At 71.2% G+C, this 17,538-nt stretch carries 17 protein-coding genes; 11 read left to right on the top strand and 6 right to left on the bottom strand.

The features are described from left to right. Window positions 1–4 precede the first annotated feature (4 nt). Both D7D94_RS11015 and D7D94_RS11010 read left to right on the top strand, forming a co-directional pair. The gene (locus tag D7D94_RS11015; protein ID WP_156242648.1) at window positions 5–874 is read left to right on the top strand and encodes a serine hydrolase domain-containing protein; all 870 of its coding nucleotides are present in this window, start codon (window positions 5–7) and stop codon (window positions 872–874) included. Window positions 875–924: 50 nt separating this feature from the next. Further along, window positions 925–1,692: a hypothetical protein gene (locus D7D94_RS11010; RefSeq protein WP_156242647.1), complete on the top strand. Its 768-nt coding sequence runs from the start codon at window positions 925–927 to the stop codon at window positions 1,690–1,692. On the opposite strand, the gene D7D94_RS11005 is transcribed toward D7D94_RS11010, so the two are convergent. Further along, the gene (locus D7D94_RS11005) at window positions 1,693–2,655 is read right to left on the bottom strand and encodes a DUF4352 domain-containing protein (RefSeq protein WP_156242646.1); all 963 of its coding nucleotides are present in this window, start codon (window positions 2,653–2,655) and stop codon (window positions 1,693–1,695) included. It abuts the gene before it with no gap. A 75-nt stretch (window positions 2,656–2,730) separates the two neighbouring features. Between D7D94_RS11005 and D7D94_RS11000 the strand changes: the two genes are divergently transcribed. After that, the gene (locus D7D94_RS11000; protein ID WP_156242645.1) at window positions 2,731–3,864 is read left to right on the top strand and encodes an ABC transporter ATP-binding protein; all 1,134 of its coding nucleotides are present in this window, start codon (window positions 2,731–2,733) and stop codon (window positions 3,862–3,864) included. Continuing rightward, the gene (locus D7D94_RS10995) at window positions 3,861–4,649 is read left to right on the top strand and encodes an ABC transporter permease (protein ID WP_246171776.1); all 789 of its coding nucleotides are present in this window, start codon (window positions 3,861–3,863) and stop codon (window positions 4,647–4,649) included. Before D7D94_RS11000 ends, D7D94_RS10995 begins: the two co-directional genes overlap by 4 nt. 15 nt (window positions 4,650–4,664) lie before the next feature. Here D7D94_RS10995 and D7D94_RS10990 read toward each other — a convergent pair whose 3' ends face one another. Beyond that, a complete protein-coding gene (locus D7D94_RS10990) occupies window positions 4,665–5,762 on the bottom strand; it encodes a Gfo/Idh/MocA family protein (RefSeq protein ID WP_156242644.1) in 1,098 nt (365 codons plus the stop codon). A 93-nt stretch (window positions 5,763–5,855) separates the two neighbouring features. Then, window positions 5,856–6,443 (bottom strand): winged helix-turn-helix domain-containing protein, encoded by a 588-nt coding sequence (locus D7D94_RS10985; RefSeq protein ID WP_156242643.1) that lies wholly within the window; start codon window positions 6,441–6,443, stop codon window positions 5,856–5,858. 79 nt (window positions 6,444–6,522) lie between these two features. Between D7D94_RS10985 and D7D94_RS10980 the strand changes: the two genes are divergently transcribed. The 4 genes from D7D94_RS10980 to D7D94_RS10965 all read left to right on the top strand — a co-directional run bounded on the left by D7D94_RS10980 (window position 6,523) and on the right by D7D94_RS10965 (window position 9,994). Next, window positions 6,523–7,827, top strand: coding sequence for an MFS transporter (locus D7D94_RS10980; protein ID WP_156242642.1), 1,305 nt, complete (start codon window positions 6,523–6,525; stop codon window positions 7,825–7,827). A gap of 129 nt (window positions 7,828–7,956) precedes the next feature. Then, on the top strand, window positions 7,957–8,325 hold the full coding sequence (locus D7D94_RS10975; RefSeq protein ID WP_156242641.1) for a GntR family transcriptional regulator: 369 nt from the start codon (window positions 7,957–7,959) through the stop codon (window positions 8,323–8,325). Window positions 8,326–8,354: 29 nt separating this feature from the next. After that, entirely contained in the window at window positions 8,355–9,266 is a 912-nt protein-coding gene (locus D7D94_RS10970) for an ABC transporter ATP-binding protein (RefSeq protein ID WP_156242640.1), read from the top strand. Further along, a complete protein-coding gene (locus D7D94_RS10965) occupies window positions 9,263–9,994 on the top strand; it encodes a hypothetical protein (RefSeq protein ID WP_156242639.1) in 732 nt (243 codons plus the stop codon). The genes D7D94_RS10970 and D7D94_RS10965 overlap by 4 nt, the downstream gene beginning before the upstream one ends. Window positions 9,995–10,305: 311 nt before the next feature. Here the strand turns inward: D7D94_RS10965 and D7D94_RS10960 are convergent, their stop codons facing one another. The 3 genes from D7D94_RS10960 to D7D94_RS10950 all read right to left on the bottom strand — a co-directional run bounded on the left by D7D94_RS10960 (window position 10,306) and on the right by D7D94_RS10950 (window position 13,613). Beyond that, window positions 10,306–10,608 (bottom strand): chorismate mutase, encoded by a 303-nt coding sequence (locus D7D94_RS10960; RefSeq protein WP_156243424.1) that lies wholly within the window; start codon window positions 10,606–10,608, stop codon window positions 10,306–10,308. Between the two features lie 42 nt (window positions 10,609–10,650). Continuing rightward, window positions 10,651–12,036 (bottom strand): lactonase family protein, encoded by a 1,386-nt coding sequence (locus D7D94_RS10955; protein ID WP_156242638.1) that lies wholly within the window; start codon window positions 12,034–12,036, stop codon window positions 10,651–10,653. 293 nt (window positions 12,037–12,329) lie between these two features. After that, a complete protein-coding gene (locus D7D94_RS10950; RefSeq protein ID WP_156242637.1) occupies window positions 12,330–13,613 on the bottom strand; it encodes an adenylosuccinate synthase in 1,284 nt (427 codons plus the stop codon). Between the two features lie 225 nt (window positions 13,614–13,838). Here D7D94_RS10950 and D7D94_RS10945 point away from each other — a divergent pair, with 225 nt between their 5' ends. The 3 genes from D7D94_RS10945 (at window position 13,839) to D7D94_RS10935 (ending at window position 17,499) form a co-directional block, all read left to right on the top strand. After that, window positions 13,839–15,191: a M20/M25/M40 family metallo-hydrolase gene (locus tag D7D94_RS10945; RefSeq protein WP_156242636.1), complete on the top strand. Its 1,353-nt coding sequence runs from the start codon at window positions 13,839–13,841 to the stop codon at window positions 15,189–15,191. Between the two features lie 107 nt (window positions 15,192–15,298). After that, window positions 15,299–16,774 (top strand): ABC transporter permease subunit, encoded by a 1,476-nt coding sequence (locus D7D94_RS10940; RefSeq protein WP_173024303.1) that lies wholly within the window; start codon window positions 15,299–15,301, stop codon window positions 16,772–16,774. Further along, window positions 16,771–17,499, top strand: a complete 729-nt coding sequence (locus D7D94_RS10935; RefSeq protein WP_156242634.1) for an amino acid ABC transporter ATP-binding protein — start codon at window positions 16,771–16,773, stop codon at window positions 17,497–17,499. The genes D7D94_RS10940 and D7D94_RS10935 overlap by 4 nt, the downstream gene beginning before the upstream one ends. The last annotated feature ends 39 nt before the right edge of the window (window positions 17,500–17,538 follow it).

Here is a 17,538-nt window from a genome sequence, read left to right as displayed (position 1 = left end):
CCGCATGACCTCGGCGCAGAGCGTTCTCGAGTATGTCGTTCGCGGCATAGAGCAGGAGCGCCTCGGCGCATATGGCCTTCACGTGCTCATCCGCGGTGACACTGCCGAGCATCGCTGGCGCAGCGATGAGCGCGAGAACATCTACTCCGTCTCCAAGGGCGTGTGCGCGCTGGCGATGGGGATGGCCGTGGACGAGGGGATCGCGCGGCTGGACGATCCGGTCGCGGACTACCTTCCGAACCTGGAACTCGGCGCGGGCGTCGAAGCCGTCACGCTGCGTCACCTGCTCACGATGACGAGCGGCATCGACTTCGAGTGGTTCGGAAACCAGCCCGCCCCCTGGCCGGACCTCGCGCAGGAGATGCTGCGACGGCCATCCGCCGGTCGCGTCTTCCACTATTCCGACGCGAGCACATACGTCGCGATGCGGGCCCTGGGCGCGCGGGTCGGCGACGTGCGCGACTGGCTCACGCCGCGGCTGTTCGACCCGCTCGAGATCCACAACCCGCAGTGGCACCGGTGCCCGCAGGGATGGATCGTCGGCGGCAGCGGCCTCGAGCTGCGCACCGAGGAGCTCGCCCGCATCGGCCGCGTGCTGCGGGACCGCGGCGCCTGGCGGGGCCGGCAGCTCGTCTCGGCCGAGTACGTCGACGCGATGCACCGCGACTGGGTGCGCGCCGAGGGCCCTGAGGACTTCCGGCGCTACGGGCTCGCCGTGTGGGACGGCCCCGGTGACGCATGGCGCCTCGACGGCGCGTACGGGCAGTACGTCATCGTGCATCAGGCGCACGACGCGGTCATCACGATCACCGCGCACGAGGAATCGCGCGACCATCGGCTGGCGGAGCTCGCGGTCGAGGCGCTCGACGGCTGACGACCATTCACTGCCCCGCGCGCGAGACGGCGCGCGCCTAGCATGGAGCCGTGGAACCCCTCTTCGACTTCCTCGGCAGCTACTGGTGGCTCGCCTTCCCGCTCATGGGCGTCGCCAGCGGCTTCGGCGGATGGTGGTCGAAGCAGTCGAAGGAGCGCCACAAGCGCCGCCTTGAGCTCATCAAGGCCAAGAGCGAGGCACGGTCGATCGAGATGCAGGCGCGAGCGCAGCTCAAGGCCGCGAAGGCGCAGGATGGCCCCGCTCACGACGTCGAGGCATCCGACGCCGCGAGTCGGCACGACCGGCTGAAGCGGCTCATGGCCACGCACGACGAGGTGATGCACCGGTGGCTCGACTACGAGCTCGACGTCGCGAAGCTCATCGCCTTCCCGACGATGAGCGACGGGCGGCAGCCGCTCACGGCCGCGTTCCTGCGGGCGAAGAAGGTGGCGGATGGCCTGAGGCCGCCATCCGCGGATGTGCGGATCGACGCGGAGACGCTCGCGGAGTACCGCGACGCCGTGCACGATTTCGAGGTCGCGTTCGACGTCGCGGAGCAGGACGCGCGGCGCGTGCGCGACAGCGGCTTCACGGAGACCGAGCGGAAGCGCCTCGACCGCGCGCAGCAGCTGCTGCGGACGGCGGTCGACCAGTCCGCGACCGCGGCGGAGCGGCAGGTGGCGTACAAGCGTGTGCGAGAGGAGCTCGACGGGCTCATCGTCCTGTCCGACGACGCGGTCGAGGTGCTGGAGAAGCAGGTCGCGCCCGAGCTCGAGGCCGGGAAGACGCCCCTGCAGCCGCCGCGCGCGGAGGCGTAGTCACAACTCGAGGGCGACGAACACCGGGTCCGCGAGGATTCCTGCGGAGACCGAGAGGACGCCATCCCTCGCCGTCGCCGACGGGACGAGGAAGGCGATGTTCCCGCTGGCCCGGCCATCCGTCGGTAGCGCGCCGCCGATGTCGAGCGCGTCGGGCACGACCGTCACCGTCTCCCACCCGCCGATGCCCACGCCATCCGGAGTGACGTACTGGAGCTGTACCTCGGCGGGGTAGCCCTCGGTCTCGCCGAGGTACGTGGTGGAGAGGTTCACGAGGATGTACTCCTCCCCCTGCGCGGGCTGCTCGTTGATCTCGTTCTCGGCGAGGACGGCGTCGGTCGCACCGAACTCGACGCTGTGGACGGTGACCGACCAGTCGGCGCTCGTGATCGTGGTGCCGAGGGGAAGGGGATCGGCCGGGGACCGGCCCTGCTCCACCACGCCGCTGTCGGGGCTTCCGGCGACCTCGCTCACGCCCTCGTACGTGCTGGTGAAGAAGAACGCGAGGGTCGCGAACGCGACGACGATGCCGATGATCGTGCCGAGGACGGAGACGACGAGGGCTGCGACGCCCGCGCGCTTCGGGCCGCGCTGGAACAGCGAGATGATCGCGAGCACGAACGCGATCGGCAACAGGCCCCATCCGATGACGAAGATGCCCGGGATCATCGCGAACAGGGCGCCGACGATGGCCGCGACGAGGGCGATCATCCCGAGCACGTTGCGCCCGCCGCCTCCGCCGCCCGGCATCGCCGGGGGTGCCGTCGGGTAGCCGTACGGTGCGACTCCGTACGGCTGCGCGGATGGCGGCGCGTGCGGCGGCTGGAACGGCGGCGCGTCCGCGGGCCGGTGCCCATACGCAGACTGGTCCGCGCCCGTGAAGGGCGGCGGCACCAGGGGTTGGGACAGCGGCGACGGCTCGTCCGGCGAGGAGTGCGGCGCCGGCCGCTCGGAGTCGGTCATGCCTCCACTCTCGCAGAGGCGACGGTCGCCGACGAGCTCCTACCGCGCACCCTCCCCCGGCGCTACCGTGTGGCCATGGCGGCGATCGAGACCACCGGGCTCCACAAGCGGTACGGCCAGCACACCGCACTGCACGGTCTCGACCTGCGCGTCGAGCCGGGCACGGTCTTCGGGCTCATCGGGCCGAACGGAGCCGGCAAGACGACGACCCTGCGGATCCTGCTCGACGTGATCCGGCCATCCGCCGGACAGGTGCGCGTGCTCGGCGAGGACCCGCAGCACGGCGGGCCGGCGCTGCGACGGCGCATCGGATACGTGCCCGGCGAGCTGCGGCTGGATGGCAGGGTCACCGGCCGCGGGATGCTCGAATTCTACGCGCGGGTGTCGGGGCCGGTGGCGCCGGGGCGCGTGGAGGAGCTCGCCGAGCGGCTCGGCCTCGACCTCGGGCGCCGCGTGCACACGCTGTCGAAGGGCAACAAGCAGAAGCTCGGACTGGTGCAGGCGTTCATGCACGAGCCCGAACTGCTGGTGCTCGACGAGCCGACGAGCGGGCTCGATCCGCTGGTGCAGCGGGCGTTCCTCGAGCTCGTGCGCGAGGCGCGCGAGCGGAGGCAGACCGTGCTGCTGAGCTCGCACGTGCTGAGCGAGATCCAGCAGGCGGCGGACGAGGTCGCGGTGCTGAGCGCGGGCCGGGTGGTTGCCTCGGGCGATGTGGCGTCGCTGCGGCTCGGATCCGTGCGACGAGTGCGCGCGGGGATCGCCGACGTCGAGGAGGGCGCGGTGCGGGCGCTGCTGGAGCCGCTCCGCGTGCACGATCTCTCGGTGACCTCCGCGGCGGGCGTGGTGCGGGTCGCCTTCACCGCGGAGGGCGATATCGACCCGCTCGTGAAGGCGCTCGCGCGCTTCCGGCTCGTGGACCTGACGGTCGAGGAGCCCGACCTCGAGGAGTCGGTGCTCCGGCTGTATGGCGAGCCGGGCCACACCGGGCTCGGGAAGCGGGACGGGTCTCGCGAGCGGGAGGGGGGCCATCCCGGCCGCCAGACGATGTCGTCTCATCCACGCGATACGGAAAGCCGCGACGAATCACGTCCCCTCGGTGAGACGACATCGTCTGGCGAGGAGGGCGGCGCGCCCAGGCTCCGGCGAGACCGACGCCGCGGCACCCCGCCCGGCGACGCCACGCCCCACGGGCGTGGGAGTGCGTCGTGATCGCCGTGTTCGTGCGGGCGCTGGCGGAGACGTGGCGCGCGCTGCTCATCTGGACGCTCGCGATCAGCGCCGTGATGATGCTCTACCTCTCGCTGTACCCGAGCATCGGGCTGGATGGCCAGATGATGAGCCTTCTCGAGACCCTTCCGCCCTCGCTCGTCAACACCCTCGGCTTCGACCAGATCGCGACGGGAGCCGGCTACGCGCAGGCGACCTTCTACGGGCTGCTCGGCTTCGTGCTGCCGACGGTCGCCGCCATCGGATGGGGTTCCGCGGCGGTCGCCGGCGCCGAGGAGCAGGGCCGGCTCGAACTCGACCTCGCGCACGGCATCTCGCGCAGCGGCTACGTCGCCGGCCAGGCGCTCGCGCTCGTCGCGCGCCTGCTGTGGCTGGGCGTCTACGCCGGCGTGCTGCTCGCCCTCGTGAGCGCTCCCTTCGAGCTCGACCTCGAGCGCGCGAACATCGTGCCGCAGACCGCCGCCGCGGTGGGGCTCTGGCTCTTCAGCGGATCGGTCGCCCTGCTCGTCGGGTCGCTCACCGGGCGTCGCGCCTGGGCGACCGGCGCCGGCGCGCTCGTCGCCGCTGCTGCCTTCCTCTTCAACGGCATCGCCAACCAGAGGGACGACTTCGACGCGCTGCGCGTGTTCTCGCCGTACTCGTGGGCCTTCCACGAGACGCCGCTCTCGGATGGCCCGTCCCCCGGCCTCTGGCCGCTGTGGATCGGCGTCGCCGTGCTGCTGGCGGGCAGCGTCGCGGCTCTCACTCGCCGGGACATCCGCGGCTGAGGCAGGGCGACCCCGCTACCCCTCCGCGTCCGCCTCCGCGCGCCAGCTCTCCAGCACCGCGCGCACGGCGCCATCCTGCTCGTCGACGAGCGCGGTCGCGTACGCATCCTGCAGCACCGCGTCCAGGCGCACGCGTCGACCCGTCGATGCCGACCGCACGGCGGCTTCCACCATGGCGAGGCTCGCGATGTTCGCGCGCGCGTCGGTCTCCGGGCGCTCGCCCGTGCGCAGCGCAGCCAAGAAGTCGGCGAGCGCACCGTCGATGTCCTCAGGCGCGGTGTCGAGCTCCTGCTCCGCGGCCAACCCGCGGATCTCCGCGGACGGCGCACCATCGCCATCCCATTCGGCCGCGCCATCCGCCCCACTCACGCGCCAGCGCCCGTTCCACGAGGTCTCGCGTCCGGGCGCGCACCAGCTGCCGCTGTACGTGTACCGGGCGCCGCCCTCGAACTCGAAGATCGCCGTCGCGTTCGCGTCGCCGCGGTACCAGCTCCAGCTCGGGTTGTACTCCTCCGCGTACACGGCGACCGGGTCGCGCTCGAGCACGAACCGCGCGGCATCGAAGTGATGGATGGCCATGTCGACGAGCAGCGCGTGCTCCATCTCCTCGCGGAACCCGCCGAAGTGCGGGGCGCGGAAGAACTCCGTCGCCGCCGCCCCGATGTCGCCGAGCCGCCGCGTCTGATCCCGCAGCGCGCGCAGCCCGCCGACGCAGCGTCGCGACTGGCTGATCATCAGCAGGCGTCCGTGCACCTCCGCGGCGGCGGCCTGGCGCAGCGCATCCGACACGGTGGGAGCTGCCGGCTTCTCGCACAGCACCGGATACCCCGCAGCCAGCGCCTCGACATTCACCGGAAGATGCGCGATCGGCACGGTGACGTTTACGACGACGTCGGCACCCGTCGCGTGCGCGACCTCGGTGAGCGACGTCCCGACGTGGACGTCCTCGATCTCCGCGTCCGCGAGCGCCTCGTGCGCGACGGTGACGTCGAGATCGACGAGCCCCACGAGCTCCGCCTCGTCCGATGCGGCGAGCGCGGCGATCCACGCCCGCCCCATCTCGCCCGCGCCGACCTGCACGACGCGCACCGGGCCATCCCCGAGTTCGGTCATCGCTCCCCCTCGCTGCCGTGCCCCGAGTGAATCACGTCGAGCGCCCGGATGGCCAGGGTCGGCCGCCGCGGATGGCCCGGGTCGGGTGGCCGGTCAGATCGCGTCGTCGGCCGCGAGGACGTCGATCGCCCAGTAGCGCACGCCCTCCTCGCCGGGCTCGTGCCGCGTGCGCGCCTCCTCGATCAGGTCGCCGATGCGCACGAGGAGGTCGCGCGCCTCGCCCTCCGTCAGCCACGCGGAGTGCTGGTTCAGGGTGCCGTGCACCTCGGCCGTGCGTCCGCTCGTGTACTCCGGCGCCCACTCGACGACGCGGCGCAGCAGGTCCTGATGCTGCGCGGCGATGCCGTGGAGCACGACCCCGCCCAAGCGCTCGTCCTCCATGGGATGCTCCGGCGTGCCGAGCTGCCACGTCTCCTCGACCGGCTTCCACACGCGGTCGCGGCGATCGCGCGCGTGTTCCGGCGCCTCCTCGATGAGCCCCGCGTCGGCGAGCACGCGGAGGTGGAAGCTCACCTGGTTCGCGGGAAGCCCCAGGTCGGATGCCAGATCGGCGGCACGCGCGAAGCCGCGGCGGGCGACGCCGTCGAGGATGTCCAGCCGCGCGGGATGCGCCATCGCCTTCAGCTGCTTCGCCGGGAGCGTCCGCCCGGAACGACGCTGCGAGGCCTCGGAATCCGCCATCCCCCCAGCCTAGGGCTTCCGCGCGAGAAATTGCGCAAGAGTACTTGCGCAACTCTCCTTGCGCATCTACCTTGACCTCATGACCGGCCACCGCCTCACCCGCAACCGCCCCTATCTGCTCTGGCTCGCGAGCGACAGCGCGACCGGTCTGGGCGCCACCCTCGTGGGCTTCGCCATCCCCCTGCTCGCGCTCGTCGCGACCGATGACCCCACGCAGGCCGGCGTCATCGCCGCGGTGGGCGTCGCGACCCGCGTCGTCGCGACACTGGCGGGCGGCGTCCTCGCGGACCGACACCGCCGTCTGCCGCTCACCCTCGCGGGCGCCGTCACGGGGCTCGCCCTGGCTCTCGTCTTCACCGCCGTCGCGACGGACAGCGTCACCTTCGTCTCCCTCCTCCTCGTGAACGCCGCCATCGCCCTGCGCAGCGGCCTCTTCGGCGTCGCGAGCGAGTCCGCCATCAAGGAGCTCGTCCCCGACGAGGCGATGGGCCGCGCGCAGGCCGCGAACCAGGCGCGCGACGCGGTCATCTCCCTCGCCGGCGCCCCGCTCGGCGGCGCGCTCCTCGTCGCGGGCGGGTGGCTCGTCGGGCTCGGGATGGCCGTGTGCCAGTCGATCGCGACGGTCACCTCCTGGGTGCTGGTGCGGACGGCGCCATCCGGCGAGGTGCGCACTCCTCAGGCAGCCGAGCCCCGGTCATCCGCCGTTCGGGAAGCGTGCGAGGGGATCGCGTGGCTTCTCAGCCGGCGGGACCTCCGCGGCGTGCTGCTCGTGACAACGATCGTGAACCTCGGGTTCAACGCTGCGACGACGACCACGGTGTACGCGCTGCAGCAGGACGGCGCCTCGGCGACGAACATCGGATGGGTCATGGCCGCACTCAGCGCCGCCCTTCTCGTAGGCGCGCTGGTCGCACCGCCGGTCGTGCGCCGGGTGCGGGCAGGCGCGCTGCTCGTGATCGGGCTGCTCCTGGCGACCGGCGGCACCGTGGCGCTCGCGTTCGTGGAGGATCCCGTCGCCGTGGCGGTCGTGCTGTCGATCGCGGTGGTGGGCATCCCCGCCCTGAACGCCGGCCTGCTCGGCTACTTCACGGTGGCGACGCCGAGCGAGCTGCTCGGGCGCGCGATCAGCGCCCTGCAGGTGTTCGCGACAGGGGCGATGCCGCTGTCGCCGCTCATCGCCGGCTTCGGGCTCGCCTGGATCGGCCGCGGAACGACGCTGACGTTCGCCGCTGCGCTGTGCCTGGTGGCGACGGTGCTCGCGGCGACGAGCCGTCCGCTGCGGCAGCTGCCACGGGAGGCGGAGTGGACCGCGCACGCTGCGCAGTTCGACGAGCGGCCGCTTCACCCGGAGGATCGCGCTTACCACGGAGCAATTCGCGGCTGACAGTCCTTCGCAACCGCCATCCTCCGGGATTCGCGGCACGCTCAGGCGATTCGCCCCGAACCCCTCTTGACGCAGTTCTCCTTCTGTGGTTCATTACTTGAGTAAGTAACCCACACACCGGAGGCCGCCGTGATCGAAGAAGGCAAGCCGCTGTTCGTGCAGATCGCCGAGCAGGTCGAGGACTCGATCGTTGACGGCAGCCTGGCGGAAGAGGCGCAGGCCCCGTCCACGAACGAGCTTGCCGCCTTCTACCGCATCAACCCGGCCACCGCCGCGAAGGGAGTGAACATGCTCGTCGACAAGAACGTGCTCTACAAGCGCCGCGGCATCGGCATGTTCGTCTCCCCGGGCGCCCGCGACCTGCTGCTGGAAGAGCGTCGCAGCGCATTCGCGGACCGCTACGTCCAGCCGCTGCTCGTCGAAGCCCGGAAGCTCGGGCTCGGCCCTGATGACGTCGCCGACATCATCCGCGCGCGCGTCGCGCACCCCACCTCATAACCCCGCCACCGCCATCCGGAAGGGACATCATGACCGCCGTGATCGAGGTTCGGAACCTCACCAAGCGCTATAAGGACAAGGTCGCCCTCGACAGCGTGAGCTTCGACGTCGAGAAGGACACCATCTACGGCTTCCTCGGCCGCAACGGCGCCGGGAAGACGACCGCCATGTCGATCCTCACCGCGCAGAACTTCGCCACGAGCGGCGAGGTCCGCGTGTTCGGCGAGGACCCGTACGAGAACGCGCGCGTGCTCAGCCGCATGTGCTTCGTGCGGGAGAGCCAGAAGTACCCCGACGACGCGACCCCGCGTCACGCGTTCGCGTCGGCGCGGCTGTTCTTCCCGAACTGGAGTCAGGAGCTCGCCGAGCGGCTCATCGACGACTTCCAGCTGCCGATGAAGCGCACCATCAAGAAGCTCTCCCGCGGGCAGCTCTCGGCGGTCGGCGTCGTCATCGGCCTGGCCTCGCGGGCGGAGATCACGTTCTTCGACGAGCCCTACCTCGGGCTCGACGCGGTCGCGCGGCAGATCTTCTACGACCGGCTGCTGTCCGACTACGCCGAGCATCCCCGCACGGTGCTGCTGTCGAGCCACCTCATCGACGAGGTCGCGAACCTCATCGAGCGGGTGCTCGTCATCGACGACGGCCGCATCATCATGGACGAGTCCACCGACGACGCCCGCGCTCAGGCGACGAACATCGTCGGCGACGCGTCGGCCGTGGAAGCGGCCATCCGCGGGCGCGAGGTCATCCATCGCGAGAGCCTCGGGCGGGTGACGTCGGCGACGTTCATCGGCCGACTCGACGCCTTGGAACGCGCCGCCCTCTCCGCCGCGGGGCTCGACCTCGCGCCCGTCTCGCTGCAGCAGCTCATCGTGCGCCGCACGCAGCACACCGCAGGCGACCTCTCGTCGTCATCCCCGGAAGGAGCACTCCGATGACCGCCATCGCCGCCGGTCCCGCCATCCCGCGGGGCCGCATCCTCAACGTCGTGCGTCTGCAGTTCGTCAACACGCAGACGTTCATCTGGGTTCCGCTGCTGGTCCTCGGGGGCTCGTGGGTTCTCTCGCTGCTGATCTTCTGGCTGATCAGCGGCGCCGCCGGCCCCGAGGCGTACAAGGTGGCGGGAGCCGCGCAGGCCCCGCTGTGGTACTTCCTCGTCATCGGCGTCTACGCCCTGACGATGTCGTTCCCGTTCTCGCAGGCGATGAGCCTCACGCGGCGAGAGTTCTACCTCGGCACCCTGGTGGCCGCGGCGCTCAGCGCGCTCGCCCTGTCGCTCATCTTCCTCGCGCTGGGTCTGTTCGAGCAGGCGACGGACGGCTACGGCATGACGGGGTACTACGCCTACCTCCCCTGGATGTGGGAGGCGGGGCCCGCCGCCGCGACCCTGACGTACTTCGTCGCGACGATGCTCGTCTTCGTGCTCGGATTCTGGGCGGCGACGATCTACAAGCGCTTCGGCACGCTGATCTTCACCGCGACCCTGTTCGCCATCGGCCTCGCCCTCCTCGGCCTCATCGCCCTCGCGACGTGGCAGGAGGCCTGGCCGGATGTCTGGCGCTGGTTCGCCGAGACCGGCGCCCTCGGGCTCACCCTCTGGGCCATCCCGGTCGTGGTCCTGCTCGCGGGCGGTTCGTATCTCACCCTGCGCCGCATGCCGGCCTAGGGACGCGGGGGCGGCGTGGGGATGGCCGGCGGCCCCGCGCTAGGACTAGTGCTCGGAGCACTAGGCCTAGCGCCGGTCGTCGAGGCTAGTGCTCCGAGCGCTGGTCTCGACCCCGAACGCTAGTCCTAGCGTTCGGAGCACCGCTCCGAGCGCAGGAAGCGCCGCTCCTAGCGTTCGGAGCACCACTCCTCGCGTTCGGAGCACCGACCTAGCGCAGGGAGCACTAGTCCCACGGCGCCGCGTAATGCCCCAGCGCGAGCGGATGGCGAGAGCCGCTTCCCGAGAGGGAGGCGGCTCTTCGCGTGCTCGCGTCAGTTCTGGCGCTGCTCCGCGGCCGCCGTGTGGTGGCGGATGACCTCCGCCACGACGAAGTTGAACCACTTCTCCGCGAACTCCGGGTCGAGGTGCGCGGCCTCGGCGAGCGCGCGCAGCCGAGCGACCTGCTGCTCCTCGCGCTTCGGGTCGGAGGCAGGGAGGTCGTGCTCGGCCTTCAGCTGCCCGACCTGCTGCGTGCAGCGGAAGCGCTCGGCGAGCATGTAGACGAGCGCGGCATCGATGTTGTCGATGCTGGCGCGCAGGCGCAGCAGCTCGGCGCGGGCTTCCTCGTCGTTCATGCTCATGCGTTCGAGAGTACCGGCGCGGCCATCCGCCCCGCGTCAGCGCGTCGGGAGGAGGTGGGTCGGCGATCCGACCGCCAGCCGATACCGCGGGCGGGCGGGCACGCCAGTGCGCGTGTCGAGCGGCAGCGACACGATCTCGTTCGATCCCTGGCCGGCGACGAGCACGGCGTCGCGACCGACGAAGTGATGGCGGGGCGTCGCGACCCCGGCTTCGACGAGCGCGACCTGATCGAGCACGCCGCCGTCGCCGCGCACCCGCAGCACGGCGATGGTGTCGCTCCCGCGCAGGCCCGCGTAGAGGAACTCGCCGTCGCGCGAGCGCGCGATCTCCGCGCCGGTGTCGCCGGGAAGCGAGGCCCCGGAAGCCGCGGTTCCGCTCTGCAGCGCCCACCGGCCATCCGGTCGTCGCCCGAGGACGAAGACCTCGCCCGAGAACTCGGTGAGCACATAGAGGTAGCCGCTCGGGTGCAGCACCAGGTGGCGCGGGCCGGTGCCGAACGGCAGCACGACCTCGTGGTGCGGCGCGAGGCCGCGCGGCGAATCGCGCCAGAACCGGACGAGGTCGTACCCGAGGTCGGTCGTCGCGACGAGCCCGCCGGGCAGGAACAGCGCCGAGTGAGCGCGGGATGGCCGCGGCTCGGATGGCGCGGGCGTCACCTTCTGCAGGATGTCGCCTTCGTGCGCGCGGGCGGCGTCGAGGATCCCACGGACCGCGGGGTCGTCGTAGGGGTCCGCCGCGCCCTGGCCGAGGGCGGCGAGGAGTCCGGCGAGGCCGTCGTCGGCGTCATTCCCCGCGAGCATCGCGGCGATGCGGGAGGGGTCGGCGTCGCCGTCGACGAGCGCGCGGAGGTCCATCGCACCGGACCAGTCCGTGCGCGTGGTCTCGCCGGCGAGCAGGGCGGCGATGTCGGTGGGGTCCGCTCCCTGACGCAGGAGGTCCTGGGCGTCGACGGTGCCCTCGCCCTCGAGCGCGGCGGCGAAGTCGGGCTCCGGGGCGGTGGCGTAGGGGTCCGCGGCGGGGTCGCCGAGGTTCGGAGCGCCGAGCGAGCCGTCGGCGCGCAGCGGGACGTGGACGACCCGACCGTCGCCCCAGCACGAGGCGACGAGGTGCGAGCCGTCTGCGGCGACCGCGATGTGGCAGACCGCCGCGCCGGCCTCGACGGCGTCGCCGTGGCGGGCGAGGGAGGCGTCGCCCGTGCGCGCGAACGCCGCGATCCGGCCATCCGCCTCGAGCGCGGCGTACACGACGTCGTGCGCGGGGTGCGCGGCGAGCCACGACGGCGATTCGGCCGCGGCGGCGAGCCCGCGGTGCGCGAGCATGCCGCCCGAGAGGGTCGACTCAGCCTCCCCCGCCGTGATGAGCGAGATGCCCTCGGACTCCCCGCCCTGCGCAGGGCCCCAGCCGCCGATCCAGAACTTCATGGGTTCATCCTCCCCCGGCCCCGGCCATCCGCCCGTCGCAAGCCGCCCGACGCCCGTCGCAAGCCGTCAGACGCCCGTCGCAAGCCGTCAGACGATGTCGTCTCACCGGCGCGACGCGGAAAGTCCCGGAAGATCGTGTCGCCTGGATGAGACGACATCGTCTGACGGCCCGGGAGCCCCGGCCCAGGACTGAGGGCCCAGGAGCGACGGCCCAGGAGCGACGGCCCGGGAGCCCCGGCCCGGGAGCCCCGCCCCACACGCCGCCTCGCCCGCAGCGCGCGGAGCCGCCCGCGTCAGACGAGGTCGTGGCGCACGATCACCTGGTCCCGGCCGGGGCCGACGCCGATGACCGAGATGCGGGTGCCGCTCATCTCCTCGAGCGCGAGGACGTAGTCCTGCGCGTTCTGCGGCAGGTCGGCGAAAGTGCGGGCGCCGGAGATGTCCTCACTCCAGCCCGCGTAGTGCTCGAGGATCGGCTTCGCGTGGTGGAAGTCGGTTTGGTTCACCGGCACCTCGTCGAAGCGCTCGCCCGCGACGTCGTATGCCACGCACACCGGGATCTGCTCGAGCCCGGTGAGGATGTCGAGCTTCGTCAGCACGAGGTCGGTGATGCCGTTGATGCGGGTCGCGTAGCGCGTGATCGGCGCGTCGTACCAGCCGACGCGACGCGGGCGCCCTGTGGTGGTGCCGAACTCGAAGCCCGCCGCGCGCAGCCAGTCGCCCTGCTCGTCGAAGAGCTCGGTCGGGAAGGGCCCGGAGCCGACGCGCGTCGTGTACGCCTTCACGATGCCGACGATGCGGTCGAGGCGCCCGGGGCCGACGCCCGAGCCGGTCGCGGCGCCGCCCGCGGTCGCCGAGGAGGACGTGACGAACGGGTAGGTGCCGTGGTCGATGTCGAGCATCGTGGCCTGGCCGCCCTCGAACACGACGACCTCGCCGGCGTCGAGCGCCTGGTTGAGGAGCAGCCCGGTGTCGCAGACGAGCGGCTGGAGGCGCTCGGCGTACGAGAGCAGGTCCTCGACGACCTCGTCGACGGTCGAGCCGCGGCGGTTGAAGACCTTCACGAGCAGGTGGTTCTTCTGCTCGAGGGCACCCTCGACCTTCTGGCGCAGGATGCTCTCGTCGAACAGGTCCTGCACGCGGATGCCGACGCGGTTGATCTTGTCCGCGTACGCCGGGCCGATGCCGCGGCCGGTGGTGCCGATCTGGCGCTTGCCGAGGAAGCGCTCGGTGACCTTGTCGAGCGTGCGGTGGTACTGCGTGATGATGTGCGCGTTCGCGGAGACGCGCAGCTTCGACACGTCGATGCCGCGGGCGGCGAGCGCGTCGAGCTCCGCGAAGAGCACCTCGAGGTCGATGACCACGCCGTTGCCGATCACCGGGTTCACGCCGGGGCTGAGGATGCCCGAGGGCAGCAGGTGCAGCGCGTACTTCTCATCGCCGATGACGACGGTGTGGCCGGCGTTGTTGCCGCCGTTGAACTTGACGACCCAGTCCGTCCGCTCGCCGAGCAGGTCGGTCGCCTTGCCCTTGCCCTCGTCGCCCCACTGGACGCCCACGATCACGATGCCCGGCATGGAATACCTCCTGGGTCGTTGTGCCCGACGGCCCGAAACGAGCCCCGGAGGAGTCGCACGATCACCGCGCCGCTCTCCCCGGCCATCCTATCGGCGGGCCGACGCGCGGCCGCAGCACCGCCATCCGACGTCATCCAGCCCTCGAAACCCGGCGTTCTCCGATACCGTCGAGGAGATGCGCACGAGGGAGATCGATCGGCAGCCGACGCGGATGGCGGTGGCGGCATGAGCGTGCCCCTCGGCCAGCAGACGGCGCGGCTTCTCCAGGAGATGATCCGCAACGCGGCCGTCAACGACGGCTCGCCCGATTCCGGGCACGAGATCCGCCAGGTGCGCACCCTGCAGGCGTTCTTCGAGGGCTCGGGGCTCGACGGCGTCGTCGTCGAGCCGCACCCCGGTCGAGGCAGCCTCATCATCCGCATCCCCGGCACCGACCCGCACGCGCCGTCGCTCGCGCTCCTCGGGCACACCGACGTCGTGCCCGTCGAGCCGGCCGGATGGGACCGCGACCCGTTCGGCGGCGAGATCATCGACGGCGTGATGTGGGGCCGTGGCGCCATCGACATGCTGAACCTCACCGCCGCGTACGCCGTGGTGACCCGCGAGATCGCGCGGCAGGGGTTCCGCCCGCGCGGCGACCTCGTCTTCGCGGCCGTCGCCGACGAGGAGAACGGCGGGGTGTACGGCGCCGGGTGGCTCACCGAGCACCGCCTCGACCTCATCGACGCGGACTACGTCCTCACCGAGTCCGGCGGTGCTCCAGCCGGCAGCCGGCCATCCATCGGCGTGATGATCGGCGAGAAGGGGCAGGCGCAGCGCACGCTGCGCGTCACGGGAGTGCCCGGGCACGGCTCCGCGCCGTGGGGGTCGCGGAACGCCGCGGTCATCGCCGCCGAGGCCATCGCCCGCATCGCGCGCTTCCGCACGCCGACGGTGATCACGCCGCAGTGGCGCGCGTACGCCGAGGCGCTCGAACTCGACGTCGACACCACCGCGGCGCTGCAGAGCCCCGAGCGGCTGTTCGAGGGGCTCCCCCAGACCGGCCTGCTGCAGGGCTTCGCGCACGCCTCCACGCACACGACGATCTCGCCGAACGTGCTCCGCGCGGGCGAGAAGCACAACGTCATCCCCGGCGAGGCCACGGTGCAGCTCGACATCCGCGTGCTGCCCGATGTCTCCCCCGACGACGTCGAGGGATATCTGCGCGAGGCGCTCGGCGACCTGATGGAGCACGTGCAGATCGAGGGCGACCAGTTCGTCGACTCGACGGTCTCGCCCACCGACACCCCGCTCTTCGACGTGCTGCGCGGAGCGGTGCGGCGTGCTCGCCCCGCCGCCGACCTCCTGCCGATGCTGGCCGCCGGCGGGACGGATGGCCGCTTCTACCGCCTGCGGGGCGTTCCGGCCTACGGCTTCGGAGTGCTCAGCGATCGCTGGGACTACGGCACATTCCGCACCCTCTTCCACGGGCACAACGAGCGGATCGATCTCGAGTCCTTGGATCTCACGGTCGACGCCCTGAACCACGTGGTGCGGGAGTTCCTCGGCCGCGACCACGGCGTGCGCGTGAAGCGCTGACCCCCGCCCACTGACTCCTCGGGTCTCCGGGCGCGTCGAGCACCATTTAAGGTGGAGGGTCGCCGGCTGGGCTCGAAGGGCCGGCTCACCCCGAGGAGATTCAGATCGTGCATCAGATCAGCGACCGCGCGCACCAGGTGCGCACGGCAGGTCGACGAGCGGGAGCGGGGCTCGTCGCATCGGCGATCGCCCTCGTCTCGCTCCTCGGCGGCGCCACCGCCGCCACGGCCGCCGAGGACACCCCGACCTACGTCATCGGCACCGACACCACCTACGCTCCGTTCGAGTTCTCGAACAGCGACGGCGAGCTCGTCGGCATCGACATGGACCTCCTCCGCGCCATCGCGGAGGACCAGGGCTTCGAGGTCGAGATCCGCCAGCTCGGATTCGACGCCGCCGTGCAGGCGCTGCAGTCCGACCAGGTCGACGCGGTCATGGCCGGCATGTCGATCACGCCGGAGCGCGAGGAGACCTTTGACTTCAGCGACCCCTACTTCACCGGCGGCATCCAGCTCGGCGTCCTCGAGGGCAGCGAGATCGACTCCTACGACGACCTCGAGGGCGAGACCGTCGCCGTCAAGACCGGCACCCAGGGGCAGACCTTCGCCGAGGAGATCAAGGACCAGTACGGCTTCCGCGTGAGCCCGTACCAGGACACCACCGACATGGTCGACGCCGTCAAGGCGCAGCAGGCCGTGGGCTACTTCGAGGACTACCCCGTCCTCGCGTTCGGCATCCAGCAGGGATCGGGCTTCGAGCTCGTCGGCGAGCCCGAGCTCGGCGGCGAGTACGGGATGGCCGTGAACAAGGGCCAGAACGGCGAGCTGATCGATATGTTCGACGAGGGGCTCGCGAACCTCAAGGACTCCGGCGAGTACCAGGAGATCCTCGACACTTACATCGGCACCGGCGAGTCCGCCGCCGCACCCGCGAGCATCTTCTCCGTCGCGGCGAAGTACTGGCCGGCCCTCATAGACGGTCTGTGGATGACCATCCTCGCCACGCTCATCGCGCTGGTGGTGGCCTTCGTCCTCGGCATCGTCTTCGGGTTCGGCCGCCTGTCGAAGATCGCGCCGTTCCGGTGGATCTCGTCGGCGTACGTCTACGTCTTCCGCGGGACGCCCATCCTCATCCAGGCGTTCTTCGTGTTCTTCGCCGTGCCGCAGCTGATCGACGGCGTGCAGTTCAACCCGTTCGTCGCGGGCGCGATCACGCTCTCGCTCAACACGGGCGCGTACATGACGGAGATCATCCGCGGCGGGATCCTGGCCGTCGACCCGGGCCAGACCGAGGCGTCGCGCTCGCTCGGCCTCGGGCACGGCAAGACGATGCAGAAGGTCGTGCTGCCGCAGGCGTTCCGCATCATGATCCCCTCGTTCGTCAACCAGGGCATCATCACGCTCAAGGACACCTCGCTCCTCAGCGTCATCGGCCTCGCCGAGCTCACCTTCCAGTCGCGCCAGATCATCGCGTCGACGTACCTGTCGGCGCAGGTCCTGACGATCGTCGCCGTCATCTACTTCGTCGTCATCACGCTGCTCACGGTTCTCGCGAACCGCCTCGAGAGGAAGTTCAACGCATGAGCAAGATCGCCGTGAAGGACCTCCACAAGTCGTTCGGCGACAACGAGGTCCTCAAGGGCATCGACCTCGAGGTGGCGGAGGGCGAGGTCGTCGCCGTCATCGGCCCCTCGGGTTCGGGCAAGTCGACCCTCCTGCGCTGCCTCAACAAGCTCGAGGAGCCCACGTCCGGTCACGTCATCATCGACGGTGTCGACCTCATGGACAAGAGCGTGAAGCTCGACGAGGTGCGTCAGCGCATCGGCATGGTCTTCCAGCACTTCAACCTCTTCCCGCACATGACGGTGCTCGAGAACATCACGCTCGCGCCCGTCGAGCTCGGCCGGGCCTCCAAGGCGCAGGCGAAAGAGCGCGCGCTGGCACTGCTCGACCGCGTGGGGCTCGCCGAGAAGGCGAACGCGCGCCCCGCGTCGCTCTCCGGCGGCCAGAAGCAGCGCGTGGCGATCGCCCGCGCGCTGGCCATGGACCCCGAGGTCATGCTGTTCGACGAGGCGACGAGCGCCCTCGACCCCGAGATGGTGGGCGAGGTGCTGCAGGTCATCCGCGACCTCGCCTCCGGCGGCATGACCATGGTGCTGGTCACGCACGAGATGGGCTTTGCGCGCGAGGTCTCGCATCGCACGGTCTTCATGGATGGCGGTGTCGTGGTCGAGTCCGCGCCCCCGGCCGAGCTGTTCGGGGCTCCGAAGAACGAGCGCCTCCGGGACTTCCTCTCCAAGGTCCTGTGATCGCGACGGCGATCCGCGGCGAGAGCCGGCACCCCGACG

Source organism: Microbacterium oryzae, from assembly GCF_009735645.1.
GTDB lineage: Bacteria > Actinomycetota > Actinomycetes > Actinomycetales > Microbacteriaceae > Microbacterium > Microbacterium oryzae.
Note: the sequence above shows the minus strand (reverse complement) of the source record. Positions and strands in the feature narration are given on the sequence as shown.